Source organism: Streptomyces sp. CB02009 (assembly GCF_001905825.1).
Taxonomy (GTDB): Bacteria; Actinomycetota; Actinomycetes; order Streptomycetales; family Streptomycetaceae; genus Streptomyces.
The window spans coordinates 56147-82516 of sequence record NZ_LIVV01000013.1 but is presented as its reverse complement, the minus strand read 5'-3'; the positions used below and the strand labels follow the sequence as shown (position 1 = coordinate 82516).

Sequence of the window (26370 nt, the reverse complement as noted above, 5' to 3'; positions counted from 1 at the left end):
GGATGTCGCCAGAACTCAGTCGAGCGCTCCGTTGACGGTTGCCTCGGGGATCGCGATGTTCGGGACGTTGTACTTGTTCAGGATCTTCAGGTAGGAGCCGTCGTCCATCAGCGACTGCAGCGAGGCCTGCACCGCCTCCTTCAGGCCGGCGTGGTCCTTGGCTATGCCGATTCCCATGGGTGAGGCACTGTACTCACCGACCGCGGCGCGTCCCGTCACCGTGGAGAAGGCGTTGCCTTCGTCGGCCGTAGCGGCGACGTACGCGGCCGTGACCTCGTCGAGGTAGTCAGCGACGACCTTGCCACTGCGCAGGGCAAGCTGGGCCTCGGAGTCCTTGGAGAAGGTGAGGATCTCGATCGGCGGGAGGCCGTTGGCCTTGCAGAGCTGCTGGCGCTGCTCGAGGAGCTTCTGGTGGTTGGTTCCGGTCTGTACACCGACCGGCTTGCCGCATGCGTCGGTGACCACGGTGATCTTGGCTGGGTTGCCCTTGCCGACGAGCCAGCCGGGTCCCGCGTTGAGGTAGTCGACGAAGTCGACGGACTTCTGCCGTGCTTTCTTGTCGGTCATCGCGGACATGACGGCATCGAACTTGCCGGCCTGGACGGCGGGGAGGATTCCGTCGAACTTCTGGGCCTTGAAGTCGAACGTCACGCCCAGCCGGGCACCGATGGCCTGCCCGAGGTGGAAGTCGATGCCGGTGATCTGCTTGCTGCCCTCGTTCTCGTACATCTCGAAGGGCGGATAGGGGATGTCCGTCGCGACACGGACGGTCTTCGTGGCTCGGATACCCTCCGGCAGCATGGCGTGGAGCTTCGGGTCGGGCTTGACGGTGAGGCCGGGAATTACCTCGACGGGGCCAGTGGCCGGTGCCGCGGTGGCGGCCGATTCGCCGGTCTGGGTGGTGCAGGCGGTCACGAGAAGGGCGGCGACGGCGGTGAGGACCGCAGTCGGTACGACGTGGGATCGCATGGTGTTCTTCCTTCGGTGATCTCTCGGGTGAGGGCAGGGGCGCCGCGTGCTGCGGCCCGCGGCGGCGTCAGACGAGTTCGACGCGGCGCGCTGTTTCCTCGCCCTGCTTCATGTGTCGGTGTGCGCCGTCCCCGAGCGCTGTGACGAGAGCAGCCACCAGGGTCTCGACGACGGCGAGCGTGGGTACCAGGCTGTCGTAGGGAGAAGGTGTGTCGACCCGGTGCGACAGCACGACGTCGGCATGTGTGCTGGTGGGGGACAGCCACATGTCTGTGAAGACGATGACTTTGCCTCCGCTGTCCTTGGCCAGCTGCGCGATGGCGAGTTTGTCGTTCTCGTAGCGCCGGTAGTCGAAGATGACGAGGACGTCGCGTTTGGTGAGCGCGGCCAGGAGCGAGGTGCGTTCCACGTCTCGGTCGGGGAGGAAGCGGATGTCGTCGCGCAGCTGCATGAGGTGCAGCCCGAGATAGCGGGCGAGGAGGTGGGTGAACCTGCCTCCGACGAGCGTGACGCGGCGGCGTGGGTCGGACAGCAGGGCAAGGGCGCCGGCGAAGTCGTGCCGTGGGATGTCGGTGAGGGTGTGGGTGAGGGCTTTGGTGAAGAGCGTGCTGCTGTAGGCCACGAGACCGTCGGTCGATTGTCCGTGGGCGCTGTCTGCGGCGGTTTCGTAGAGCGAGATCGGCGACGCACTGCGGTCGTCGAGTTCCTTGCGCAGGGCGGCCTGGAAGTCGGGGAAGCTGGTGTAACCGAGGCGTGCCACGAAGCGAAGGACCGTGGGTGCGCTGACGTTGGCCCGTTCGGCGATCGTGGCGACCGTTTCGAATCCGGCGGAAGGATAGGACGCGAGCAGGATGCGGGCGACCTTCCGTTCAGCGGGGGCGAGGATGCCGAGCTTGCGGCGAATGTCGTCGGCGATGGGGCTGGGAACCACGGGTGTCTCTCTTCGGTCCTGCGTGCGCGGGGGGTGTCACGAGCTGTCCGGGGCAGGCCCCCGGCCTCCACCGGAGGCATCCGGGAGGCCTGCCGTGGGTCCGGATCTCGGTCACCTGGGATCGATGGTGATCCTCAGGTCGATCAGGGTCTGCGCGTTGACGCCGTCGGTGGTCCAGGCGGAGAATCCGCCGCTCTTTCTGAAGGTGACGTCGAAGCGAGGACCGGTCTCGAACGTGCTGGCGGTCGCAGTGTTCTGTGCGCGGGTCGCGGCGAGAGCCCGGGCCGTGGTGCGGAAGGCGTACGGCGTGCCGTTCGGGTTGGCGACCGAGTAGAAGACGTCGGTGCAGGCGGGGACGGGGTCGGCGTTCGTGGCGGTCAGGGGCCGCTTGTCCGCCGCGGGCTGGGGGGCCCAGGTGCGGGCGTCGTACTGGTCCCTGTCGGTGAGATAGGTGTAGCGGGCGTTGCGCAAGGTCCAGCCGGCTGCGGCCGTACGGGTACGGGCGTGGCGCAGGTCGAGTACGGCGACGCCGTTGGGTCCCAGCACGGTGAGGTGCTCGCGACTCGTGCCGGGATGGTCGACGACCAGGGCCGTGTTCTCCTCCAGGGCGTAGACGCGGTCGTGACCGGTGTCCGCGGCGAGCCTGAGGGCCCGTCCTTCGCGGCCGGATGTGCCGGTGTGGGTGTCGATGAGTCCGGAGCGCAGGAAGCCGAAGCCGCCTTCGGGGATGTAGGCGAGTCGGGTGGGGTCCTCGTAGTAGCCGGGGGCGCTGCCGTCGCGCAGGCCTTCGTAGGATTCGCCGCCGCTGACCATGTCGGCGCCGGAGGCGATCTGGGCTCCGGCGGAGGATCCGGCGACGACGGCGCCGTGGGCGAGCTTGGCGCGGATGGCGGCGAGGGCCTTGGAGTCGGTGTGCCGGTCCCCGTGCAGCAGGGTGGTGATGTAGCGGTACTGGTCGCCGCCGCCGAAGAAGAAGCCACTCATGGAGTTGATCTGGGCGACCACGGCGTCGGAGTCCGCGTCGGCGACGTGGTCGATGTCGAGGGGTATCCACTGGGCGTCGGCTGCGCCGTGCCGCTTGAACAGGTCGGCGTAGTAGGCGCCGTTGCAGGCGGAGTTGCTGCACAGGTCCGGGTCGCCCGCATGGGGGTCCTGGCTCTCGGGGACCGACGCGGCGGTGATGACGCCGATGCGGGCGGAGGGGCCGCCGGCCCGCTTGATGATCTCCCCGTACACCTGGGTGTTGTCGTCCTTCAGGCCGCCTCCCACGAGGACCAGGGAGCCGCGAGGAGTCTGAGGGCGCTGGCTGAAGGCGTGTGCCGCGGGGGCTGTGGTGAGGAGGGCGAGGGCGATGCTGCCCGCGAGGACGGTGCGGCGTGCCGTGCCGGGTTGTGCGCGCATGGTGGCTCTCCATCGGTGTGGTGGTGGGCTGACCGGGCGGGTCGGTGGTCGTCGTGCCGGATCGCTTCTGGCATCTCGCGGGGGCCGATGCCGGGGGAACCGGTTGGTTACGCGGGGTTGGTCTCGCTGCCGAGGGAGGCGACCAGGTCGGCGAGCATGGCGATGCGGTGCGGGACGCTGGAGACGTCGAGCCATTCCTGGGGACTGTGGTCGGCGCCGCCGATGGGCCCCAGGCCGTCCAGGATGGGCACGCCCATGCCGGCGATGAGGTTGGCGTCGCCCACTCCCCCGGTGGCCGCGGCGCCGAGCGTGACGCCTACGGCGCGGGCGGCGCCGCGGGCGGCGTCGAGCATGCGGCGCGACGCGGGGGTGTCCTCCATCGGCGGACACAGGTCGAGCTGTTCGACTTCGACCGTTGTTCCCGGCACTGCGGGGTGGTCGGCGATCTCCTGGATCGCCTGGGTGACGCGCCGCACGTCGGCGGTGGTGGCGGCTCTGACCTCGATGCGCAGTTCCGCATGGGGGCAGACGATGTTCGCCCTTGTTCCGGCGCGCACCACGCCGACGTTGACGGTGACGTCGTCCCAGTGGCCGTTGAGTGCCTGGATCTGGACGACGAGGTGTGCTGCCGCCAGAGCGGCGTTCGCTCCGCGTTCGGGCTCGATGCCCGCGTGGGCGGCGCGCCCGGTGACCGTGAGGCGGAAGTCGGCGACGCCTTTGCGGGCGATGACGAGATCACCGTTCTCCCGGGCACATTCGAGGCCGAGGCCGTAGTGCATTCCGCGCGCGGTCTGCTCGGTGAGTTCCCTGCTGGCGGGCGAGCCTATCTCCTCGTCCGGAGTGGCGAGGAAGACGAGCTCGTCATAGGTGTCGATGCCGTGCTCGTGGAGGAGTTCCAGGGCGACCAGGCCTGCGAGCAGGCCGCCTTTGTCGTCGCTCACCCCGGGGCCGCCCGCGATGCTGCCGGTGAGGCTGTAGGGGCGTGCGGCTGCGGTTCCTTCTTCGAAGACGGTGTCCATGTGGGCGGCCAGGAGGATCCGCTTGCCGCCGTCGGGCTCGGCGAGCGCGCCCTTCTTCCGGGCGACCAGGGCATCGCCCGCCTGCGATCCGTGCCGGTCGGGAGGGAATGTCACCCGTTCGACGGTGAAGCCGGTGTCCGTGAGCCGGTTCTGCACCCAGTCGGCGACCTGGTTGACACCGCGGGGCGTGTAGGAGCCGGAGTCGATGGAGACGAGGTGTTCGAGGTCGCGCAGGTAGCGGGGCTGGAGGGTGCGGGCGTGGTCCAGGAGGTCTGCGGCAAGCCGCCCCCGCGGGGGCGCGCTCACAGGACCTTGGACAGGAAGGCGCGCGTGCGGTCCTGTTCCGGGTCGACGAGGACGCGGCGCGGGTCGCCTGCCTCCACGACGACTCCTTCGTCCATGAAGACTGCGGTGTCGCCGACCTCGCGGGCGAATCCGATCTCGTGGGTGACGACGACCATGGTCATGCCGTCGGCGGCGAGCTGTCGCATCACGTCGAGGACGTCGCCGACGAGCTCGGGATCGAGGGCGGAGGTCGGCTCGTCGAAGAGCATCAGCTTGGGCTTCATGGCGAGGGCGCGGGCGATGGCGACGCGCTGCTGCTGTCCGCCGGACAGCTGGGCGGGGTAGTGATCGGCCCGATCGGCGAGGCCTACCTGCCCGAGCAGGAGGTGTGCCTGCTCGCGGGCATCGGCCTTGGACACGCCGCCGACCTTCACCGGTGCTTCGGTGATGTTCTCCACTGCCGTCATGTGGGGGAAGAGGTTGAATCGCTGGAAGACCATGCCGATGTCTCGTCGGCGTTCGGCGACCTCGCGTTCCCTGAGCTCGTGGAGCTTGGCGCCGTTCTGGCGGTATCCGACCAGCTCGCCGTCGACGGTGAGCTTGCCGCCGTCGACCTTCTCCAGGTGGTTGATACAGCGCAGGAAGGTCGACTTGCCCGATCCGGAGGGGCCCAGGAGGCAGCAGACCTGTCCGCGGTCGACGCTGAGGTCGATTCCCTTGAGTACCTCGAGCTTGCCGAAGTGCTTGCGGACGCCTTCGGCACGCACCATGGGAGTGCTCATCGACTCTGCTCCTTGCTGTTCCTGCCGAGCCACTCCCTGGTTCCGCCGAGCATGCGCTGGAGCGGAGAGACGTGGCCGGCGCGTGCGGTACCGCGGCCGTAGCGCCGTTCGAGCCAGGCCTGGGGGATGCTCAGGAGGGTGACGAGGGCCAGGTACCAGAGGCTGGCGACGACCAGCATGGGGATGACCTGGTAGTTCTGGGCGTACACGTCCTGGATGTTGGACATCAGGTCGTGCGCGGAGATCACCGATACCAGGGCGGTCATCTTGAGCATGTTGATGCTCTCGTTGCCCATCGGGGGGATGATGACGCGCATGGCCTGGGGCAGGACGATCCTGCGCATGGTGAGCGCGGGGCGCATGCCGAGGGAGTGGGCGGCTTCGGCCTGGCCGGGGTCGACGGACTGGATGCCCGCGCGGACAATCTCCGAGGCGTATGCCGCCTCGTTGAGTCCGAGGGCGAGCAGAGCCGCGATGGCGGGGGTCAGCAGCGAGTTGGTCTCCGCCTGGAAGAACGTGATGTCGGTGAAGGGGACACCGATCTTCACGTACTTGTAGAGGGCGGCCGCGTACCCCCAGAAGATGATCTGGACGAGCAGCGGCGTGCCGCGGAAGACCCAGACGAAGGCCGTGGCGAGACCGTAGAGGACGGGGCTCGTGGACAGCCTCATCACGGCGATGAGTGTGCCGAGCGCCAGGCCGAGGGCCATGGCAGCTGCGGTCAGCCACAAGGTGGTGGCCAGGCCGTCGAAGATGAGGTCGGCGAAGAGGTACTTGCCGACGATCTCCCAATGAAGGTTGTGGTTCTTGGCGAGGGAGCCGACCAGCCCGACGAGGGCGAGCAGCGACGCGACGGCTGCGATCCAGCGCCCGTAGTTGCGGAGGGGGACTACTTCCAGCTCCTGCGCGGCGGGTTCGCCCCGCAGGGCTGCGGCCGGGGTCTTGGTGTCGATCATGTCTAGTCCACCGCCGCGTTCTTGGTGGCCTTCGGGACGGCGATGGAGGCGACGCCGTACTTGTTGTAGATGTGCACGAGGTTGCCGTCGTCGATGAGCGACTGAAGAGCCTTGAGGATCGCGTCGGACAGCTGGGGCAGCTGCTTGCTGACGGCGATGCCGTTGGGCGAGGCGTTGTAGCCGCCGGGGGCGGCGGGGTCGTCGACGAGGTCGAACGCCTTGCCGCTCTCAGCGGTCTTGGCGACCCAGCCGGCAGCGGGCTTGGTCAGCACCTGGGCGACAACCTTTCCGGAGCGCAGAGCGAGCTGGGCGTCGGAGTCCTTCGGGAAGGTCTGGATGTCGATCTGGCCCTTGCCCGCCTTCGAACAGGCGGCCTGATGGCTCTTGAGCAGGTCGAGCTGGTTGGTCGCCGCCTGCACACCCGCCTTCTTTCCGCACAGGTCGTCCAGGTTCACGATCTTGGACGGATTGCCCTCGGCGACGAGGATGCCGGAACCGGACTGCGAGTAGTCGACGAAGTCGACGACCTTCTGCCGGTCCTTGTTGTCGGTGATGGCCGACATCGCGGCGTCGAACTTGCCGGCCTGGATGGCCGGCACGATGCCGTCGAACTTCTGCGGGCTGAAGGCGAAGGTCACGCCGAGCTTCGCACCGAGCGCCTGACCGAGGTCGTAGTCGAGACCGGTCAGTGCGGTCTCCCCCTCTTTCACGTACATCTCGAAGGGCGGGTAGGGCACGTCGGTGGCCACTCTGACCTTGCCCGCCTTCTTGATCTGTTCGGGAAGCATGTCGTGAAGCGTCTGATCCTTGGTGATCTCGACACCGGCGACCGAGACCTTGCCGGCCGCCTGAGGAGCGGGGTCATCACCTCCGCAGGCGGACAGGGACATCAGCGCGGTGGTCGCGACGGCGGAGGCGACTGCACGACGAGCGAGACGCATGTTCATGGGAGTGGAACCTCTCAAAGATTCTTCGCTGGCGCGTTCTGGCTGCCAGCCACACCAGCGAAGTTACAGATCATCCACCTGAGTGGCTAGATGTATCTCACGTTACGTTCACGTAACGCGTGACATCAGCTTGCAATATGCCGGTCGATGGGTGATTTAAGGCGTTTTACTGACGGCACATCAGCCCGCGCCGGCGAAATCTCGGCTTACATCTTCCCGTCCTCAGCGATGGCTTGTATGTTCCGCTACCAACCCGCGCAACCTCCTCGGCAGCAGACGGTTCCGCCCACTGCCGCCGACAGAGCGCCGCGCGCCCCTCAGTCCTTGGAGTGCAGATGACGTCACGCCCCTCCCGCACGACAGCACCTTTGGCCATCGCCCTGGTCGTGGTCGCGGGCGCCCTCACGATGCAGCAGCCGGCTCACGCCGCGGCGAATCGCGTGCGCCTCGGCAACACCGCCGACATGGCCCGTACCTCATGGAACGGCCCCGCCTTCACGATGAACGGGGCAGGCGGAATCGTCGCCGCCTCGATGTCCCGCGCCATCGAGGACATCCGCGGCGGAACGGGCAGCATCGACGTCGTGGTCCTGGCGGGATCGGCACCCACGTCGGGCAGCGCTACTCCCGAGTGCGACACCATCATGGGCCTGACCGGCGTGAACTCCTGTACGACGTGGACTCTCACCGCCGCCGCCGACGGGAACAACAGCCAGGTCAACACGGACGTCCGCAACGCCGAGTTCGTCTACTTCGCCGGCGGCGACCAGTGCAAGTACACCGCGTGGAAGGGGACCTCCCTGGAGGCCTCCGTCGAGTCGGTCGTGGCCAAGGGCGGCGGCTCCGGCGGCGGGAGCGCAGGCCACCACATCAACAGCCCCATCGTCTACGACGCCTGCAACGGCAGCGTCACCAGCGCCGAAGCGCTGGCCAACCCCTATGACCGCTACATCAGCTTCACCACCGGCATGTTCCAGTGGGCCAACTACGGAGGCGTCGTCAACGATTCGCACTTCGTGACCCGCGACCGCATGGGACGGACGATGGCGTTCCTCGCCCGAGCGGTGAAGGACGGTCTCGCCCCGGGCGGCGCGGCCTGGGGCGTCGGCGTGGAGGAAGGGGGCGGCTCCCTGTTCCTCGACCGCGACGGCATGGCCACGCAGTACGGGAAGGACGCCTACGTCGTCCTGGCCGACCATCAGCCCGAGCAGGCCGTCGACAGAAAGCCGCTGTCCTACTCCGGATTCAAGATCTGGCGCCTGGCACCGGGCAGCACGTTCGACTTCAAGAACCGGCCCAGCTGCGGGTACTACCTGCGGAGCGTGACGAACGGCGTCGCCGACGGCAACCTCTACAGCGGTACCCCGGTGACGAACTGCGGCAGCCAGGGCGGGGGCGCCTCTCTGGCTGAGAGCGAGCCCAACGACACCCGGGACGCCGCCGACGACGCGACAGCCTTGGCTACGCCGGGCTCGGTCACCGGCACGATGAAGTCGGCAAGCGACCGCGACTACTTCAAGATCAGCTTGGCAGCCGGCCAGACCCTCACCACGAACTGCGCCATACCCGCCCAGTACGACGCCGACGCCTACCTCCTGGATGCGTCCGGCAGCACCCTGGTGCGCTCCGTCAACGGCGGGGCAGGAGCCGACGAGTCGCTCACGTTCACCAGAACGGCCTCCGGGACCGGGACCTATTACCTGGACCTCGAGGCGTACAGCGGCAGCGGAACCGCCGTCTACACCTGCACGCTGACCAAGAGCTGACACCGAAGGTCGCCCACGCGAGCGCGGTCGATCTCTCGGGAAGGCCCTCCGCCCGGCAAGGCCGGGCGGAGGGCCTTCGTCTTCTACCGGGGGTGCGCCAGGCTCCACAGGTCGAGCCGCGCATCCAGCTCCTCCTCCGTGAGCAGCCCCGTGGCGGCCGCGAGAGCGCGCACCGGCGTACCCGTCTCAAGGCTCTCCCGGGCCAGATCCGAAGCCCGCTGGTATCCGAGAACCGGATTCAGGGCGGTGGCGAGACTTGCCGACGTCTCCACGAACTCGCGAAGGCGGGCCTCGTCAGCCTCGATGCCACGCACACACCTCTGCGCCAGCACCCGGCACGCTGCCTCCAGGCGGTTGAGGGAGTTGAGCAGGTGGTGGACGATCAGAGGCTCGAAGGCGTTCAGCTGAAGCTGGCCGGCCTGGGCGGCCGCCGAAACGGCCGCGTCGGCGCCGACGACATCGAAGCACACCTGGTTGACGGCCTCGGGAAGGACCGGGTTGATCTTCCCCGGCATGATGCTGGAACCGGCTTGCAGGGCGGGAAGGCGGATCTCCGCCAACCCTGCCCTGGGCCCGGAACACAACAGCCTGAGGTCGTTGCAGATCTTGGACAGTCTCAGGGCGAACTGCTTCAGCGAGCTGGAGAGCTGGATGAAGCTGCCCATGGACTGCGTGCTCTCGATGCGATCGCGTGCCGGGCGGACAGGGGCTGAAGCGATGACCGCCAGGTACGCCAAGGCCGATGCGGTGAAGCCGGCGTCGGCGTTCAGGCCCGTACCGATGGCCGTGCCGCCCACATTCACCTCGAGCAGTGCCCCACGGGAGCGCGTGAGCAGGTCCGCGTCGTCACGAACCGTCAGAGCGAAGGCGTCGAACTCCTGGCCGAGGGTCATCGGGACCGCGTCCTGGAGTTGCGTCCGCCCCAGCTTGACGACCTTGGCGAAGGCGCCCCCTCGCTCGGTGAAGGCGTTCGCCAGTACGCTCATCGCGTCGAGGAGGCGACCGGCCGCGCTGTACAGCGCGATCTTCACGGCCGTCGGGTAGGCGTCATTCGTGCTCTGTGAACGGTTGACGTCGTCGTTGGGGTGAAGGTGCTCGTACTCGCCGCGCCGGCGACCGAGAAGTTCGAGCGCCCGGTTGGCGATGACTTCATTGGCGTTCATGTTGGCCGAGGTGCCCGCGCCGCCCTGGAAGACGTCGACCACGAAGTGTTCGTGGTGGCGCCCCGCGCGAATCTCACGGCATGCCTCGACGATGGCGTCGGCGCGCTCCGTGGGGAGGACACCCAGCTCTCGGTGCGCGAGGGCCGCCGCCTCCTTCACCGCGGCCATGGCGACCACGAGTTCGGGGTGCGAGGACACCGGCCGACCGGTCAGGGGAAAGTTCTCCAGCGCCCTGAGCGTGTGTATGCCGTAGTAGGCCTCGGCCGGAACGCCTCGGTCACCGATGAGGTCGTGCTCCTCGCGCAGCAATTCCACTGTGCACCTTCTGTCGGTCGGCCTCGGACAGGACCTCCCGGCCCTTCCGAAAGTATCGTTCATTACATCTCGACGGCACAAGCATAAGACTGGACTTCCTGTTACATCCAGAGCGTCGACTCAGAGGAACCGGCAGCGGAGTGAGCATCCGCGCGCGCCTCCAGCGCGGAACCGGTACAGAACGACGATGCGATGTCCCGCCCCCTCCGGAGAGATTCATGTTCGATCAGCACGATCCCGCCCCGTACGACGCCCTGCTGCTGCTCTCGTTCGGCGGCCCCGAGGGCCCGGACGACGTGGTCCCGTTCCTGGAGAACGTGACGCGCGGCCGAGGCATCCCGAAGGAACGGCTCAAGGAAGTGGGGCAGCACTACTTCCTCTTCGGCGGCGTCTCCCCGATCAACGACCAGAACCGCGCGCTCCTCGACGCGCTGCGGACGGACTTCGCCGACGCCGGCCTCGACCTTCCCGTCCACTGGGGAAACCGGAACTGGGCCCCGTACCTCACCGACACCCTCCGCGAGATGATCACCGACGGCCGACGCCATATCGCCGTCCTCACGACCAGCGCGTACGCCTCCTACTCCGGCTGCCGCCAGTACCGCGAGAACCTCGCCGACGCGCTCGCCACCCTCGAGGCGGAGGGGCTCCCGCTGCCCCGGGTCGACAAGCTCCGGCACTACTTCAACCACCCCGGCTTCGTCGAGCCCATGGTCGAGGGCGTCCTCGCCTCCCTCGCCGAACTCGACCCGTCCGTCCGCGCCGGCGCCCACCTCGCCTTCACCACCCACTCCATCCCCGACTCCGCCGCCGACTCCTCGGGACCGGTCACGGAGCACGGCGACGGCGGCGCCTACGTCCGCCAGCACCTCGACGTCGCCCGGCTGATCGCCGACGCCGTCCGCGAGCGCACCGGGGACGACCACCCCTGGGAGCTCGTCTACCAGTCCCGCAGCGGAGCCCCCCACATCCCGTGGCTCGAACCCGACATCTGCGACCACTTGGAGGCGCTGCACGGCGCCGGGGCGCCCGCGGCCGTCATGGTCCCCATCGGCTTCGTCTCCGACCACATGGAGGTCCTCTACGACCTCGACACCGAGGCCACGGCCAAGGCCGCCGAACTCGGCCTGCCCGTCCGGCGCTCGGCCACCGTCGGCGCCGACCCGCGCTTCGCCGCCGCCGTCCGCGAGCTCCTCCTGGAGCGGGCCGCGCACGAGCGGGGGACCCGCGCCGAGCGGTGCGCGCTGGGCGCCCTCGGCCCCTCCCACGACCTGTGCCCGATCGGCTGCTGCCCGGCCAGGACGGAGCGCCCGGCGGCGGCCGGCGCCGACAGCGAACTGTCACGGCGATAGGGGGCGGAGCTCCTCCGTGACGTGTCGCGGAGGAGCTCCCACCCAATGACCTGGAGTGCGGAGGCCATCCGGGGAACGGCACCACAAGACCGGACGAGTGAACTCTCCTCTCGACGCATCCATGAGGAACGAAGGGGTTGAAATAGGGCCACAACGTCACTCTGAATCAGTGAGGTGGGCAACATGTCCGCAAGCCCCGTGTTCCATCCCGGCAGCTACACACCCGCGGCGGGCGAATACGTCTGCGACTGCGCGGCAGAGCACCGATGGCGGATCGACATGGCCGGACACCTCTTCCCGGCGTTTCCCCCCGGCTGCCTCGGGGTCGGATGGCGTGTGACGCCGGAAGCGGACGACCCGAGCACCCCGCTCTCCTCGATCTGAGGGCCATGGCTCCGCAAGCGTGCGCTCCTCCACGTCCGGAGCCGGCCCATCAGGTCACCCCGCACATGAGGTGGCTGTCGCACACGTGTCGTAGACCCATCCATTCGGCAGGAGGCTGTCGTGTACTTCGTCGGACTGATCGTGGTGACCATGCTGATCGGCGCGTTCGTTCTGGGGTCCCGACTCCAGACGGAGGCGACTCCCCCGCCCCGCCCCGAGGACCAGCCGCGGCGCCCCCTGACGGACCGGCTACCCGGAGCGACGTACGAACACCGTCGCTCGGTGGCCGTTCCCGAGAGCAGCCAGGGGCAGCGGCTGCGCCCGCATCAGCTGCGCGGACGTACGGAGCGGGTTCCCGCCACCGAAGACCGGTGACCGCCTGGCACAGGAAGACCAGCCGGGGTCGCGCCCGCTGTCGGCCGGAGCCGACCGTCGGGCGCGACCCGGGTCCCTGCGGGCAGTACGGCCTCAGGGGGCGGCCGCTCCGCCGTCCGTTCGTCTGCCGGTGCCCCCGCTCAAGGGCGTTCGGCGAGGAATGTGTGGGTGATGCCTGTCTGCCATCCCGGCTGCGGCAGACAGCGCACCCGTACGAAACCGGCCCCGCGGAGCCTTTCGCAGAAGGCGTCCGCCGTGTCGAAGTCCAGCACGCTGCGGAACAGGTGCCGGTAGAGGGCGGCGTCTCCGTGGAGACGCCCCCAGGGGCGTACGAATCCGTTCATGACCGCCGTCCAGACGAGGCGGTGCGAGGTTCGTCCGCTGAGACTGTACTCGTGGACGGCCAGGCGTCCGCCGGGCCGGAGCACGCGGTGAACGGTGGCCAGCACGGCGTCCGGATCCGAGACGTTGCGCAGCAGGTAGGCGGCGAAGACCGCGTCGTACGGGCCAGCCCCCTCCACCTGATCCATGTGCTCGACCGGGGCGTGCACGAAGGACACGTCCCGCGGCCACGGCTTGCTCCGAGCGCGGGCGAGCATGCCGGCGGAGGCGTCGACCCCGATGAGGGTGGCGGCGGGAGCTGTTCGGAGCAGGGCCGCCGTGGAGGTGCCGGTCCCGCATCCCAGGTCCAGCAGGGTCATACCGGCGCCTCGCCGCGGGAGCCCCAGGCGCCGCGCCGACCGGAGGAGGTGAGCCGAGTACCCGGGGCTGGCGGAGGTCATGCGGTCGTAGGTCGGCGAGGCGTGGTCGAACGCGGCGACGAGGTCCCCGTCACGCAACAGGCTCATGCGCATCCCTCCGGTGAGAATCTTCGTCCAGCCTCCTGCACGGGGTGCGGCCCGGCCGCGAGGCACGCCGGGGGATCCGACCGGCCCCGGGGGTGTTCCCGGCGCCCAGGTGGCCTAGCGACGGCTGCATCCGCGGACAAGGGCGGTAGTGAACTCCTGACGCACCGCACTGCCCGACGCTCGGCAGCAAGGGAACCGACATGCGCACTCTCGACCCCCCGACCGTCGACCGGGACGTCCCGGCGGCCCTCGCCCTCGTGCTCGACGACCTGCTCGGACGGCGCCTCGAAGAGGCGCGGGCCCTGGAGGGGATCTTCGCCGCCGACATCGCCGGGCGCGTGGCCGCCTTCACGGCGAGGGGTGGCCGACGCCGCAGATCCCAGCTGCTGTGGTGGGCCATGCGCGCCTGCGGCGGAGGCGGGGACGAGACGGAGACGGCGTTGCTGACGGCGGCGGCCGTCGAGCTCGTCCAGACCTGCGCCCTCGTCCATGACGACGTCATGGACGGCTCGTCGATGCGGAGGGGTGAGCCGGCGGTCCACGACGCGGTGGATCGGCAGTACGGGACGTCCGGGCGTCCCCGCCCCCTGGTCACGCTCGGCGGTTCGGCCGCGATCCTCGTCGGGGACCTGGCTCTGACCTGGGCAGACGACACGTTCGCGGAAGCCCTGCTCACGTCTCCGCACTCCCTGACGCTCGGGAGGCAGTGGCGTGCCATGCGGACCGAGATGATCGCCGGGCAGTATCTGGATCTGCACGGACAGGCCACGAACGCCCACTCCCCCGGGCGCGCCATACGGACCGCGATCCTCAAGACGGCGCGGTACTCCGCCGTACATCCACTGGTCATCGGCGCGTTGCTGGCCGGAGCGGGCCCTGAGACGGTCCGCGGTCTGAGCCGGGCCGGCCTGTGCGCGGGCATCGCGTTCCAGCTGCACGACGATCTGCAAGGGGCGTTCGGCGATCCGGGCACGACCGGTAAGCCGGCCGGGGACGACATTCGGGCGGGCAAGGCGACCTACCTCATGGCGGTGGGTCGCGAGATGTGCGCCCGGCGCGGCGACAGCGACGGCATGCGGCTGCTGGAGACCGTGGTGGGTTGCCCCACCGCGACCGACGAGCAGGTGCGCCAGGTGCTGGACCTGCTGGTCGCCCACGGGGCCCGTGCGCACGTCACGGCGAAGGTCGAACGGCTGTGTGAGCGTGCCGTCAGGGTCCTGCGAGGGGCCGCGCCGGTTCAGCAGCCGGCCGAGCACGTCGCCCGGCTGCTCCTCGACGCCGGCGGTGTCCGTCTCCCCGGGCATTCCGCCGTCGGCTATCCCGGCGACGCGGGGAGAACCGACCCCGGGCGTACCGCGGTCCTGACGGGACGAGCCCGATGAGAAGGCTACCGGGTAGGACCGACCACGTCGTCGTGGTGGGAGCCGGCCTCGCCGGCCTGTCGGCGGCCCTGCACCTGCTGGGCTCAGGACGGCAGGTGACCGTCGTCGAGAGGGACGCCGGCCCAGGGGGACGGGCGGGCCGGATGGAACTCGGTGGCTATCGCATCGACACGGGGCCAACCGTCCTGACGATGCCCGACATTCTGGACGAGGCGTTCGCGGCCGTCGGGGACTCGCTGGCCGACGAGGTCGACCTCGTTCCGCTGCACCCGGCCTACCGCGCCCTGTTCTCCGACGGAAGCAGCATCGACGTCCACACCGATGCCCAGGCGATGGCCGCCGAGGTGGAGCGGTTCGCGGGCGCTCGGGAGGCCCGGGGCTACCTGAGGATGCGGGACTGGCTGAGCAGGCTGTACGCGGTGCAGATGCGCCGCTTCATCGATGCGAACTTCGACACCCCCGCCCAGTTGATCCACCCCGACCTGGCCCGTCTCGTCGCCCTCGGCGGACTGGGGCGGCTGGACCGGGCCATCGGCTCCTTCCTGAGGGACGACAGGTTGCGCCGCGTCTTCTCCTTCCAGTCGCTCTACGCCGGGGTCCCGCCCTCGCGGGCGCTGGCCGCCTACGCGGTCATCGCCTACATGGACACGGTGGCGGGGGTGTACTTCCCCCGGGGCGGCATGCACGCGGTGCCCGCGGCCATGGCGCACTCCGCCGAGCGGGCCGGGGCGCTCTTCCACTACGGCCAGAGGGTCACCGCACTCGAACGGTCGGGGGCACGCGTCACCGCCGTCGTGACCGAGCACGAGCGGATCGCCTGCGACGCCGTCGTCCTCACCACGGAACTCCCCCTCGCGTACCGGCTCCTGGGGCGTACGCCCCGCCGTCCGGGCCGGGTTCGCCACTCCCCCAGCGCGGTGATCCTGCATGCGGGGACCGACCGCACCTGGCCCGCACTCGGGCACCACACCCTCTCCTTCGGCTCCGAGTGGTCCCGCACGTTCGACGAACTCACCCGGACAGGAGAGCTGATGACCGATCCCTCGCTCCTCATCACGCGGCCCACGGCCACCGATCCCGCCCTCGCCCCGCCCGGCCGCCATCTCCACTACGTCCTCGCCCCCTGCCCCAACACCGACGTCGGCCTGGGCGCGGCTCACTGGGGCGACCTGGGCCCGGCCTACCGGGACAGCCTCGTGGCCGAACTGGAGAAGCGCGGGCTGCACGGCTTCGGCGCAGCGATCGACGAGGAGTGCCTGGTCACGCCGGCGGACTGGACCGCCCGGGGCCACACGGTGGGCACTCCCTTCTCGGTGTCCCACACCTTCACGCAGACGGGGCCCTTCCGACCGCGCAACCTGGTCCGGGGCACGGAGAACGCCGTGCTCGCCGGTTGCGGGACCACGCCGGGAGTGGGCGTCCCCCCGGTACTCATCTCCGGAAAACTGGCCGCGCAGCGGATCACGGGAGCGGGGTCCGCGGGGCGAACGCGGAGCGCGGTGCGCACGACCGGTCGGCGCGACAGGGCGACCGATGACGACACGTGAGCTCAACGCATCAGGAGTAACCGATCCCCCGCTCCGCGCCGCCTACACGGAGTGCCGCAGACTGAACGCCCGCCACGGCAGGACGTACTTCCTCGCGACGCGACTCCTGCCCCTCGACCGACGCAGCGCGGTCCACGCCCTCTACGGCTTCGCCCGGCGGGCGGACGACATCGTCGACGACACGCACTCCGCCTCCCCCGCCGAGCGGGCAGCCGCTCTCAACGCCCTGGAAGCGCAGTGGCACCGCGCGCTGCGCGGCGAACGCGTGACCGAGCCGGCGGTGGCGGCCGCGGCGCACACCCGCGCCCGCCTCGACATCGCCCCGCGGCACTTCGAGGACTTCCTGCGCTCCATGCGCCGTGATCTGTTCGTGCGGGAGTACGCGACGTACGCCGATCTGCGCGACTACATGCACGGCTCCGCGGCCGTCATCGGGCTCCAGATGGTGCCGGTCCTCGGGACCGTCGTTCCCCGGGAGCAGGCCGAGCCGTACGCGGCGGCGCTCGGCGTCGCCTTCCAGCTGACGAACTTCCTCCGCGACGTGGGAGAGGACCTGGACCGGGGACGGGTCTACCTGCCGGGTGACCTGCTGGCCGCCTCGGGCGTCGACCGGGAACTGCTGCGATGGAGCCGGCTCACCGGCTGTCGCGACCGGCGCATCACCGAAGCCCTGCGGGCGGCCGCCGCCCTGACGCACGAGGTGTACCGCGAGGCGGAACCCGGCATCGACATGCTGGAACCCGTGTCGGCGCCCTGCGTGCGCACCGCGTTCGTCCTGTACAGGGAGATCCTTGCGGTGATCGAGGAAGAGGGCTACGCGGTCGTGCACCGGCGCGCCGTGGTCGGCGCGCGCCGCAGGGCGTCGATCGCCCTGCCCGGTCTCGCCGGCGCGCTGGCGGCGCGCGCCGGGCGGCGGATCCGGCGCCGCCGTCCCGCGGCCCGGGTGTCCTCCGTCCCTCCGACCGGTACGACGGGGACGAGCGGAAAGCAGGAACACGTGACGAGGGACGCCCGATGAGAAAGCTCCGTCAGCGCGGGGGCCGGACCCGACTGCCGCTCACCGTCCGGCACGCCCCGGTGCCCTGGGAGGACCAGGAGTCCACGTGGAGGCAGGCGCGCCCCGCGGCGATCGCCGCGGGACTGCGGCGGGCCACGTCCCGTCCCTCGGGGAACTGGTACGTCGTGGGGGCGAGCCGTGACGTCCGCACAGACCGGCCGACCGGCCGGACCGTGGCCGGCGTCGAGATCGTGCTCTGGCGTGACGGGCACGGCGAGGTGTGCGCGGGCTCAGGAATCTGCCCTCACCTCGGGGCCCCGCTGAAGGACGGCGCGGTGCGGTGCGGGACCCTCATCTGCCGCTGGCACGGCCTGGCCCTGGACGGATCGCCCTTCGCCGGCTGGGAACCCTGGCCGGCCCACGACGACGGCGTGCTGGTCTGGGTGCGCCTGGACCGCGTCGGAGGTGAGGAACCGACGGAGCACCCCGTCGTACCACCGCGTCCCCTCGCCGGGGACGCGATCGCGGCCGTCTACACCGGCGTCGGCGCATGCGAGCCCCAGGACGTCGTCGCCAACCGCCTCGACCCCTGGCACGGGGCGTGGCTCCACCCGTACTCCTTCGTCGATCTCCAGGTCGTCTCGACTCCGGCGGACGACGCCCCGGACGCCGAGGACGCCCTGATCGTGCGCGTGTCGTTCAAGGTTGCGGGACGCGCCGTGGTGCCCGTGACCGCCGCATTCAGGGCTCCGGACCCACGGACGGTCACCATGCGGATCGTGCAGGGCGAGGGGGCGGGCTCCGTGGTGGAGACCCATGCCACCCCGCTGACCCCCACGGCGGCCGGTCTCCCCCGCACGGCGGTGGTGGAAGCGGTCATGGCCACGTCGGACCGTCCCGGCTTCGCCGTCGCCCGCATCCTGGCCCCTTTGCTCCGGCCCGCCATGCGGTCCACGGCCGGGCGGCTGTGGCGGGACGACCTCGCCTATGCGGAGCGCCGCTGGCGACTCCGGAGCACAGGCCGGTTTCCCGGCTAGGAGTCATCTCGCGGAACACGAGAACCTGGGCAGTCCCAGCAATCGATTCAGCGCGCAAAGCTGCCACGGGCCCCCGACCGGGCGAGGAACCGAAGGGGTGCCGAGCGGCCCGTGACGGGAACGGTCCACAGGGTCTGGCCGCGCAGACCCCACCGTCGGAGGTGGGCGTTGGCCGCGAGGAAGCCCGTGGTCGCCGCCCGTTCCATGAGAGCCACGGGGTACTCGGTGCGGACCAGGTCCCCGGCGACCGTGACGGTCGGATCGGGCGTGTCCACGGTCGGGCGCCTGTGGTGTCCTGCCACCTCGAAGAGCGGGCAGTCGGAGCGGAGTTCGTGGCGTTGGTCGACGATCACCGCCGCTCGTGTCTCGGGCCACACGGCATGAAGCCGCGTGATCAGGTCACGGGCGGTCCGGTGCGGGTCGGCGGCGGGGTCCACGGCGTAGGCGTGGAGTTCCACCACCGATCCGCCGGTCCTGGCGGCCCATCGGGCGGCTTCGCCCTCCCAGTGGTCGAGGACGCTGATGTTGTCGAGGGGCCCGTATCCGCTGGTGCCGAGGAAGCCGGGCCGGTCGGGGCGCACCGGCCGGTCGAGCCAGAGGCGGGAGACCAGGAAAGGCGGAGCCGTGCGCAGTGCGCCGACCATGGAGCGCCAGGAGGTGTCGCAGAGCGCGGGGGACGCCTCGACGACGGCCCGCAGGCCCTGCGTGTCGGCGGCGAGGACGACCGCGTCGACGCGCTGCGTGCCGTCCTGAGAGGCGACGAGGTGTCCGCCGCCGTTCGCCGGTGTCAGTTCCCGCACGCTCGTGCCGGTCAGGATGCGGACCCCGTGGCCCTGGAGGTAGCGGGCCAGGGGGTCCCACAGTGCCTGTGGGTACGGCTCGTTCGGCACGTCGAAGAGGAGCCCCTCGGACGAGCCGAGGAAGTAGATGTGGAACATGAGGACGAGTTCGGCGGCGGAGAGTTCGTCCGGGTCGGCGAAGAAGCTGCGGGAGAACACCTCGAACGCGAGGTGTTGGGCCGCGGTCGGGAAGCGGATGTCGTCGAGGAAGGCGCGGGCGCTGATCCCGTCGTAGCGGTGATAGACGTCGGGGATCCGTACGTCGAGCAGGGGCAGCGCCGCACGCGCGTTCATGCGGCGCAGGTCACGCCAGCCGAAACTGGGGCTGCGGGCCACGAAGCCGAGCGCGCTCCACGGTGGTGTGCGTGGTACCCGGGCGAAGCTGTCGTGGAGTCCTGAGCTGTGCTGGAGCGGGTAGTCCGGGAGGCCGGTGAGCGTGCTGAGGCGGGGGTCGACGCGACGGATGAGGCCGCGCAGGTTGTAGTACTGACGGAAGAAGGCGTGAAACCCCCGGCTCATGGTCACCTCCGAGCCGTCGCTCAGGCGGTCCGACCAGCCGGCCAGGCGCCCGCCGAGGCTGGGCTCCCTTTCGTAGAGGGTGACCTCGACGCCGCGCTCGGCGAGTACCGTCGCCGCCGCGATGCCGGCGATTCCGCCGCCGATGACGGCACAACGCGGGCGCCGGCCGGCCGGCGGCGTGCTGCGTCCCTCGGGGGCGGGCACGACGACCGCCCTGCGGTCCCGGCCACGGGGGGCGGAGTCTTGTGGAGGGAAGCGCATGACGGGGACTCGCTCTCGTGACCGGGTGCCGCATCAGGTGCGGCGGGTGAGGAAGGGCATCTCCGCGGTGGTGCGGAGCATGGACAGGACGGGGGTGCGCAGGCCGATGCGAAACTCCTCCAGCGGCCCCGTACCGCCGTCGAGGAAGCGCAGGAGTCGCTCGGTCGGCACCTCGTCGAAGAGCCGTGTGAAGAAGTCGGGGCCGGAAAGCCGACCGGTGTCGATCCCCCTGAGGAGGATGGCGTCCATCGTGAGTGACCGGCGCGGGTAGGCGCGTGGAGGCAGGGGTTCGCGTCCCGCGTGTACGAGGGACGCCGCCGTCCGTGTCTGGCGCTGGATGGCCGCGAAGGCGTACCCGGTGGAGGGCCGGACCGCTCCCCCCGCGGCGCCGATACGGAAGGTGCTGCGGCCGGCTCGTGGGGCGTGGCGCGCGTCCGTCATCGCGATGCGCCCGCGCTCCACGGCGCGCACCTCGAAGTCGCCGAGCCCCAGGAGGGACCCGGTGTAGTGCCGCAGCGCGTCGTCGTAGGCGTCGTCGGACAACGGGTCTCGGCTGAACTCGGTGTACTCCACCAGGGCTTCGCACGGTGAGGTCGGCAGGACGTAGCCGAACGAGAGACCCTGGGGCGGCTGCGGAGTGCGAAAGTCCATGAGGTCGACGAAGTCGGGGGTGAAGACGGGCCGCTCGGTACGTACGAACCATCCCTTGAAGTGCTGTACGAGACCGACACGGGCCGGGGGCGCGGGGTCGGGGGGACGGGAGTCGAAGGCCCACCGGGCACGGATGCGGTGCTCGGTTCCGTCCGCGCCGCGGCAGGCGACCGTGACGCCGTCGTGGCGGTCGGTGATCTCGTCCGCGACGCCTTCGACGCGGCGCAGCGCGGCAAGGCGTGGTCCCAGCGCGCGCGCGAACGACTCGGAGGACAGCATCTTGTAGCGCATCCCGCCGAGGTCACGCGGCAGCGGACGGCCTCCGGGCGCACGGACCCGTACCCGGTGCCACGAGGCGGTCAGCCAGGCGTCGTACGCGCCGGTGCCCTGCTCCCAGTAGCACCAGGTCCGCGGTGGGGGGCGGAGAGGTCCCGGTGGTGCGTCGATCAGCACGACGGCGGGGGCGGAGACACCGGGAGGAGGACTGAGCAGCCGCCATGCGAGCGAGAGTCCGGCAGCCCCGGCTCCGATGACGACCACATCGCACTGCACGGAAGCCTCTTCCTCTCGGCCGTTCATGACGTCGTTCGGCGCTGTGGCTTGCGACGCGCCGTTCGCAGAGGTACCCGGCCGTCGGCCGGGCACACTCCCGGCTACTGCAGGAGGACCAATGCCTCGCGGCGCGCCGCCTCGGGGGACCGCTCGTCCTCACGCCCGCGAGGGGTTGCGGTGGGCGATGGAGGCGTTCAGACCGGTGGCGAAGAGGCACCATGCGGCGTAGGGCCACAGCGCACGGGCGGCCGTGCGATCACTCCGCGTGGTCCGGCGGATCAGCTGCACGTTGCTGACGTCCAGGAGCACCGTTCCGACGAGTGCGGCCCACGGATTCCTCAGCCGGAAGAACAGCCAGTTCCAGCCGGCGTTGAGCGCCAGGTTCGTTCCCAGGCTCGCGAGGAACCGCTGCCGGTCTCGCCCCTGAATGCGGCCCGAAGCGTGTCCGCCGGCGAACGCCAGCGAGGCGTACAACGGTGTCCAGACCGCTCCGAAGGCCCAGGGCGGCGGCTGCCAGGCGGGCAGGCGCAGAGACCGGTACCACTCGGTGTTCGGCTCCACGGCTCTCGATCCGGCGGCAGCCGCTGCCGCCACCGCGATCGCGGACACCGCATACCGGCGAACCCGCTCGGTTCTCGAGGTCGGGTGGGTGGTGTCCCTCGCGATTCGCATGGGACAGGTGTGCCCGCTGGGTGCCGTCTCCTCACCTAGTACGTGGACCTCACCGCCGGTCTTCTCCGGCGCTGCTCACGCGGCGCTGCTGCGACCGATGACCGCCTCCATCGCGGCCTCCACCGGCACCCACACCGTTACCGGCCACTCCTCCGGCCCCGCGTCCTCGTCACTCATACTGCCGGGCGGTTCGTCGTGTCGACCGGGCGGGCGCGAAACCGGCGTGCGGAAGCGTGTTGCCGCAGCGCGACGATCCTGTGCGCCGTTGGGACGCCTGCCGAGGTGGGCAGTGTGCAGGCAGCACCCTTGATGAGGAGGTCTGTCGTGGCCAGCGGGTTTCAGCACGCGAAGGTCCAGGCGATGTTCGAGGCATTCGACACGGACGGGAACGGCTACCTGGAGGGATCGGACTTCGAGGCGCTCGCGGAGCGGTGGGAGCAGCTTCCGCGGGTGGCCGCCGAGCCGGAACTCGCCTCGCGTGTGCGCACCGTGATGATGAGCTGGTGGGAGCACCTGTCAACCAGCGGCGACGGAGGCCGTGTGCAGCGGATCGGGATGGCCGAATTGATGGCGGTGGTGGATCGCCTTCCGTCGATGCCGCAGGCGGTCACGGCGACCGCGGACACCATCTTCGACGCAATCGACGAGAACGGGGACAGCAGGATCTCCCGGGGCGAGCATAAGCAGCTGATCAACACCTGGCACGGCCGGTCCATCCCGACGGGGGATGTCTTCGACCGGCTCGACCAGGACGGCGACGGCTACCTCAGCAGGCCCGAGTTCGCCGCGTTGTGGACACAGTTCTGGATCAGTGACGATCCAGGGGAGCCCGGCAACCTCATGTGCGGGCCCGTGACCGGCACCCCGTCCGTCTGAGGACTGCGGGAGGCGGCTGGTGCGCTCGGTGGTGGCACCGTCGGCACGTCGTACAGCTGGATCCCGCCAAGCCGCCCTGGGGATTCGGCTATGACACCGTCACCGATACGCCGGTCGGGCTCCTGGCACGCCTGACTGTCGGATGGGCGCTTCCGGCTCCGCAGGGCGAACGGCCCGCACCGGATCCGGTGCGGGCCGTTTCTCCACCCGAGAGCCTGCCGGAGGGGGGAGGCCGGCAGGCTCTGCCCGAAGCGCTGTCAAGCGCTCGTCACCCGCGTGCCCCGCAGACCGGATCCCACACCCCGGGCCGACCAGGACTCCGGAGAGAAGGCGACCGCCGGACGGAGCAGGCCCTGCTGGCGAGCGAGCCCGCCCCGGGAGCTCAGGTCCTCGGGGCTGCGAGGCCGGCGGGAGTGTGGGGGATCAGGCGGGAGACGTCATAGGCTGCGGGGAACAGGTCGGCAGCGATGAGCAGGAGCTGCAGGGGCTGATCGCGCAGGTTCGTCACGGTCGTCTGGTAGCGCGGGTGGCCGTAAGGCGCGGCGCCGAACAGCAGGTGCAGGCCGGCGACGTCGGTGAACGTCAGGTGCTCCAGGTCCCACAGCAGGTCGGTGACGTGGGAAGGCAGCCGGTTCACAGCTGAGTGCAGCGGGGGCAGGGCGTGGAAGTCGATCTCCCCGTGCGGGCTGAGGCAGGCGGTGGTGCCGGTGATCGTGGTGGTGATGTTCATGCTGGGCACGCCCCCTTCCGGGGGTTGATGAGCCCACAGACGCAGCGCCCCCGTCTTGGAAGAAGGGGGTGGACGACGATGGCGGGATCCAGGTGCCCGGAGTGGGGGCAACTCCCACATCCCAAAGGCGGCCGAGGTGAAATGGCAGCCGGTCTCTTGTCCTTGGAGGGTCCCACACTCACCCGCATACGCCAAACAGTAAACAGGCCACAACGGTTGCCGTAAGACAAGAATCCAGCCAGTGGGAGGCGGATCGCTTCCTTGTCACCCCGGCTGAGACGCGGTCGGTGGGCAGGCTTCCTGACACGGATCGGCACGGTTGCGACGGTCGCCCTGTCGATGTCAGGGGCGGCGCAGGGCTGGTAGTACGTACGGGGCCGCTCGAACAGCGGCGGCCGGTGTCATCCCCCGCTGCTAGGCCAGGCTCGGGGTGTCGGCCAGGGCAAGGCGAGCAGTGATGCGCTTGCCGATGGCTTCCCGTTCGATGAACAGTTCCTCGGCGACCGCCTTGATGATCTCCATGCCGTGCTGCCCGACACGCCCCGGGTCAGCACTCCGGGCGGCGGGGATGACCGGATCGCTGTCCCACACCACGACGTCCACCCGGTCGGCACTGACGCGCAGCTCCATCAGGACGGGGCCGGGGGCGTACTTGTGGGCGTTGGTCACCAGTTCGCTGGCTACCAGCTGGGCCAGTTCCCGCGTCCGCTGCGACACGTGCAGAAGGTGCTCGGTGCGGGCTCGGTCCAGGAAGGCGGCGACGTGACGGCGGGCGTCGGCGATACAGCCCCCGCCGTTGTCCAGGGCGTAGCCGGCGCGCATCAGGCAGCCGTCGGAGGGAGGCTGGTCATCGCTGTCACCGCCGGTGTGGGATTTCACTGATTTCGTCCTTCCCGTCCACGCGACGCAGCTACCCGCACGGATGATCCTTAAATCGCCACAAGCCGCCCATGGAGCTGTCCGGGTACATCCAGGGGTCACTCAGGCGGGGCACAATCGTCCGCGCACGCGTCCCACCAGGCGAGCCTGGGCGGAGTTGAGGAGTCCATGACCAGCAACGGCACAGCAGACCGAGCCGGGCGCCCGTCCGCCACACACCGCATGGTCGGCGACGTTCGCATCGTGTCCCTTCAAGGAGAGATCGACCACACCACCAAAGACATCCCGCAGGACGCACTGCTGCACGGGGACAGCCCGGATCTGCCACCATACGTGGTTGCGGATCTGGAAGGCGTGTCTTTCCCGGACTCAAGCGGCCTCGAAGACGCCCTCCGCCCCTGACAGGCGCCGTCGAGGAACGCGACGACCTCCACTGCGTGCGGTGGACAGCCACATTCCGGACACATGATCCGTCTGCTGTGGATCCGCAGGATGACCGACGCAAGGATCGCCCGGGACCACATCCGTGACGCCTTCACCCACGGCACAAGTTCCGCCGGTGCGGACAGCGCGGAAGCCATCGCGGGCATCCTGGAGCGGCTGGAGGGAACGCTTGCCGAGCAGGAGAGGGGACTGTGGCGGCGACGGACCGCCGTGCAGCGGACGCGTACCGAAGCCAGACGGATGGGCCTGCACTCCGACTTCGTCACCCGACGTCTCGTGAACCTGCCCTCAGACTCCCCGCGTCAGGCAGACCTGGACACGCTGCTGGTCACCGAACGGATCCTCGGCCCGCTCGGCACGGCCGTCCAGGCCACTCGATTCATCGCCCCGGCCGCACACACCGCTCTGCGGGAGGAGTCCGAGCGACTCGATGAGGCTGAGGAGGCCCTGGACGACAGGGTCGCCGTCGATGATCCACGCGTGACTCAAGTGGCCGTCGAGCGCCGCCTTCGAACGCGCCCTCCAGGCCGTGATCGAGGAGTCCGGCACGGACGAGGACGACGATGTCCTCTTCGACGCTTGGGACGCTTTGCACCCCGTGGACGGCGAGCACGAGGCGGACCGCAACCCCGGCAGGCCGGGGGGCGACTCCATGAGCGTGCTCGAAGCCACGGGCAGGATGCCCTACGACCTTTCCCCAGCCCGCCTGCGCTGGACCGGCGGTCGGCGGGTCGGCGGAGGGGCTCGGCCATGTGTTTCTTTCCCAGGACAGCAGGTCAGCAGGTCAGATGCCGAACTCCGCCGCTGACAGACCAAGCGCACCACACGCCTCGCGGATGATCTGCTCCTCGGCAGGATCGATGTATCCGTCCGCACCCGCGATCACGATGCCGGTCTGGATGACAGCCCGTGCCTCGGTGGGCTTCTTCGCCACCTTGACAACCTCCTGAAGCACTGTCGCCTTGCCCATGACGAAGCCGGCCGAAAGCTGGTCGACGTGCTTGTTGAAACGCTGGCGGAGCTGGTCGGTGGGGAAGTTCTGAAGGACGTCATTGGTGAGGATGAGCGACTCGACGTGCTGACGCTCGGCCGGGTCGACCCGTCCGTCAGCGGCGGCCACCAACGCGCACATGGCCATGCTGGCGTCCCGGAAAGCGCCGCTCTTCAGCTCCGTCTTCAGCGATGTGAGCTGCGACTTCAGCGCGCTCACGAGCTCGGCCCTGGAAGTACCCCCGGACCGTGCGCCAGCAGGCCCATGGCCGCCGGAGCCGCCGCGCGCCCCTTGGGCCTGCTGCAGACCTCTGGTCGCCTGGTCCTTGATCCGATCCCACATCGCCACTCGTGCCACCTCGGCTTCAGCCACGTCGTCCCTCGTTGGAGACGCATCATCGTGCTAACGCCTTCGCCACACCGGGAAGTTCCACCACCACGACCGACACGACGGACTCGGCTGTCCACATGGCCGTCGAGCCTGGCACAATCTCCGTCGAG

At 69.8% G+C, this 26370-nt stretch carries 25 protein-coding genes and 1 pseudogene; 11 read left to right on the top strand and 15 right to left on the bottom strand.

Annotated elements, in window-relative coordinates:
* Positions 1 to 15 precede the first annotated feature (15 nt).
* The 7 genes from AMK27_RS37580 to AMK27_RS37550 form a co-directional block, all read right to left on the bottom strand.
* Positions 16 to 969: an ABC transporter substrate-binding protein gene (locus tag AMK27_RS37580; protein WP_073918490.1), complete on the bottom strand. Its 954-nt coding sequence runs from the start codon at positions 967 to 969 to the stop codon at positions 16 to 18.
* A gap of 67 nt (positions 970 to 1036) precedes the next feature.
* Entirely contained in the window at positions 1037 to 1900 is an 864-nt protein-coding gene (locus tag AMK27_RS37575; RefSeq protein ID WP_073918487.1) for a MurR/RpiR family transcriptional regulator, read from the bottom strand.
* Positions 1901 to 2011: 111 nt separating this feature from the next.
* Positions 2012 to 3301: a cyanophycinase gene (locus tag AMK27_RS37570; RefSeq protein WP_073918484.1), complete on the bottom strand. Its 1290-nt coding sequence runs from the start codon at positions 3299 to 3301 to the stop codon at positions 2012 to 2014.
* Between the two features lie 107 nt (positions 3302 to 3408).
* The gene (locus AMK27_RS37565) at positions 3409 to 4626 is read right to left on the bottom strand and encodes a M20 family metallopeptidase (protein ID WP_073918481.1); all 1218 of its coding nucleotides are present in this window, start codon (positions 4624 to 4626) and stop codon (positions 3409 to 3411) included.
* A complete protein-coding gene (locus tag AMK27_RS37560; RefSeq protein ID WP_107425771.1) occupies positions 4623 to 5387 on the bottom strand; it encodes an amino acid ABC transporter ATP-binding protein in 765 nt (254 codons plus the stop codon). The genes AMK27_RS37565 and AMK27_RS37560 overlap by 4 nt, the downstream gene beginning before the upstream one ends.
* Positions 5384 to 6343, bottom strand: coding sequence for an amino acid ABC transporter permease (locus AMK27_RS37555; protein ID WP_073918476.1), 960 nt, complete (start codon positions 6341 to 6343; stop codon positions 5384 to 5386). The genes AMK27_RS37560 and AMK27_RS37555 overlap by 4 nt, the downstream gene beginning before the upstream one ends.
* A 2-nt stretch (positions 6344 to 6345) precedes the next feature.
* Entirely contained in the window at positions 6346 to 7290 is a 945-nt protein-coding gene (locus AMK27_RS37550) for an ABC transporter substrate-binding protein (RefSeq protein ID WP_073918474.1), read from the bottom strand.
* 335 nt (positions 7291 to 7625) lie between these two features.
* Here AMK27_RS37550 and AMK27_RS37545 point away from each other — a divergent pair, with 335 nt between their 5' ends.
* The gene (locus AMK27_RS37545; protein WP_241847728.1) at positions 7626 to 9056 is read left to right on the top strand and encodes a pre-peptidase C-terminal domain-containing protein; all 1431 of its coding nucleotides are present in this window, start codon (positions 7626 to 7628) and stop codon (positions 9054 to 9056) included.
* A gap of 83 nt (positions 9057 to 9139) precedes the next feature.
* Here AMK27_RS37545 and AMK27_RS37540 read toward each other — a convergent pair whose 3' ends face one another.
* The gene (locus tag AMK27_RS37540; protein WP_073918471.1) at positions 9140 to 10534 is read right to left on the bottom strand and encodes an aspartate ammonia-lyase; all 1395 of its coding nucleotides are present in this window, start codon (positions 10532 to 10534) and stop codon (positions 9140 to 9142) included.
* Positions 10535 to 10752: 218 nt separating this feature from the next.
* Between AMK27_RS37540 and AMK27_RS37535 the strand changes: the two genes are divergently transcribed.
* The 3 genes from AMK27_RS37535 to AMK27_RS37525 all read left to right on the top strand — a co-directional run bounded on the left by AMK27_RS37535 (position 10753) and on the right by AMK27_RS37525 (position 12645).
* Entirely contained in the window at positions 10753 to 11886 is a 1134-nt protein-coding gene (locus AMK27_RS37535) for a ferrochelatase (protein WP_073918468.1), read from the top strand.
* Positions 11887 to 12069: 183 nt separating this feature from the next.
* On the top strand, positions 12070 to 12270 hold the full coding sequence (locus tag AMK27_RS37530; protein WP_073918466.1) for a hypothetical protein: 201 nt from the start codon (positions 12070 to 12072) through the stop codon (positions 12268 to 12270).
* Positions 12271 to 12390: 120 nt separating this feature from the next.
* The gene (locus AMK27_RS37525) at positions 12391 to 12645 is read left to right on the top strand and encodes a DUF6479 family protein (RefSeq protein WP_079188759.1); all 255 of its coding nucleotides are present in this window, start codon (positions 12391 to 12393) and stop codon (positions 12643 to 12645) included.
* Between the two features lie 140 nt (positions 12646 to 12785).
* Here AMK27_RS37525 and AMK27_RS37520 read toward each other — a convergent pair whose 3' ends face one another.
* Positions 12786 to 13493 carry a class I SAM-dependent methyltransferase gene (locus AMK27_RS37520; RefSeq protein ID WP_073918653.1) on the bottom strand — a complete coding sequence of 236 codons (708 nt, stop codon included), beginning with the start codon at positions 13491 to 13493 and terminating at the stop codon, positions 12786 to 12788.
* Positions 13494 to 13693: 200 nt separating this feature from the next.
* Between AMK27_RS37520 and AMK27_RS37515 the strand changes: the two genes are divergently transcribed.
* Genes AMK27_RS37515 through AMK27_RS37500 form a run of 4 tightly spaced genes read left to right on the top strand, consistent with a single transcriptional unit; the run spans position 13694 to position 18456 of the window.
* A complete protein-coding gene (locus AMK27_RS37515) occupies positions 13694 to 14875 on the top strand; it encodes a polyprenyl synthetase family protein (protein WP_073918461.1) in 1182 nt (393 codons plus the stop codon).
* A complete protein-coding gene (crtI, locus tag AMK27_RS37510) occupies positions 14872 to 16422 on the top strand; it encodes a phytoene desaturase family protein (RefSeq protein WP_073918458.1) in 1551 nt (516 codons plus the stop codon). The genes AMK27_RS37515 and crtI overlap by 4 nt, the downstream gene beginning before the upstream one ends.
* Entirely contained in the window at positions 16409 to 17440 is a 1032-nt protein-coding gene (locus AMK27_RS37505; protein ID WP_073918455.1) for a phytoene/squalene synthase family protein, read from the top strand. Before crtI ends, AMK27_RS37505 begins: the two co-directional genes overlap by 14 nt.
* Complete coding sequence (locus tag AMK27_RS37500; protein WP_073918452.1) at positions 17437 to 18456, top strand: DUF5914 domain-containing protein; 1020 nt, start codon at positions 17437 to 17439, stop codon at positions 18454 to 18456. The genes AMK27_RS37505 and AMK27_RS37500 overlap by 4 nt, the downstream gene beginning before the upstream one ends.
* 47 nt (positions 18457 to 18503) lie before the next feature.
* On the opposite strand, the gene AMK27_RS37495 is transcribed toward AMK27_RS37500, so the two are convergent.
* From AMK27_RS37495 to AMK27_RS37485, 3 genes are all read right to left on the bottom strand, one after another.
* Entirely contained in the window at positions 18504 to 20075 is a 1572-nt protein-coding gene (locus AMK27_RS37495) for an FAD-dependent oxidoreductase (protein ID WP_073918449.1), read from the bottom strand.
* A 33-nt stretch (positions 20076 to 20108) separates the two neighbouring features.
* Positions 20109 to 21278, bottom strand: coding sequence for a lycopene cyclase family protein (locus AMK27_RS37490; protein WP_241847727.1), 1170 nt, complete (start codon positions 21276 to 21278; stop codon positions 20109 to 20111).
* Between the two features lie 156 nt (positions 21279 to 21434).
* Positions 21435 to 21950: a TspO/MBR family protein gene (locus AMK27_RS37485; protein WP_073918442.1), complete on the bottom strand. Its 516-nt coding sequence runs from the start codon at positions 21948 to 21950 to the stop codon at positions 21435 to 21437.
* A 324-nt stretch (positions 21951 to 22274) separates the two neighbouring features.
* Between AMK27_RS37485 and AMK27_RS37480 the strand changes: the two genes are divergently transcribed.
* A complete protein-coding gene (locus tag AMK27_RS37480; RefSeq protein WP_073918439.1) occupies positions 22275 to 22826 on the top strand; it encodes an EF-hand domain-containing protein in 552 nt (183 codons plus the stop codon).
* 382 nt (positions 22827 to 23208) lie between these two features.
* Here the strand turns inward: AMK27_RS37480 and AMK27_RS37475 are convergent, their stop codons facing one another.
* Complete coding sequence (locus tag AMK27_RS37475; RefSeq protein ID WP_073918651.1) at positions 23209 to 23556, bottom strand: STAS domain-containing protein; 348 nt, start codon at positions 23554 to 23556, stop codon at positions 23209 to 23211.
* Positions 23557 to 23970: 414 nt separating this feature from the next.
* Positions 23971 to 24435 (bottom strand): ATP-binding protein, encoded by a 465-nt coding sequence (locus AMK27_RS37470; RefSeq protein ID WP_073918436.1) that lies wholly within the window; start codon positions 24433 to 24435, stop codon positions 23971 to 23973.
* 168 nt (positions 24436 to 24603) lie between these two features.
* Between AMK27_RS37470 and AMK27_RS37465 the strand changes: the two genes are divergently transcribed.
* The gene (locus tag AMK27_RS37465; RefSeq protein ID WP_073918433.1) at positions 24604 to 24837 is read left to right on the top strand and encodes an STAS domain-containing protein; all 234 of its coding nucleotides are present in this window, start codon (positions 24604 to 24606) and stop codon (positions 24835 to 24837) included.
* 63 nt (positions 24838 to 24900) lie between these two features.
* Positions 24901 to 25687 (top strand): annotated as a pseudogene (locus AMK27_RS43875) (hypothetical protein); the annotation flags it as partial.
* On the opposite strand, the gene AMK27_RS37455 reads toward AMK27_RS43875, so the two are convergent.
* Complete coding sequence (locus AMK27_RS37455) at positions 25664 to 26218, bottom strand: tellurite resistance TerB family protein (protein WP_073918430.1); 555 nt, start codon at positions 26216 to 26218, stop codon at positions 25664 to 25666. The pseudogene AMK27_RS43875 and the gene AMK27_RS37455 overlap by 24 nt on opposite strands.
* Positions 26219 to 26370: the final 152 nt, after the last annotated feature.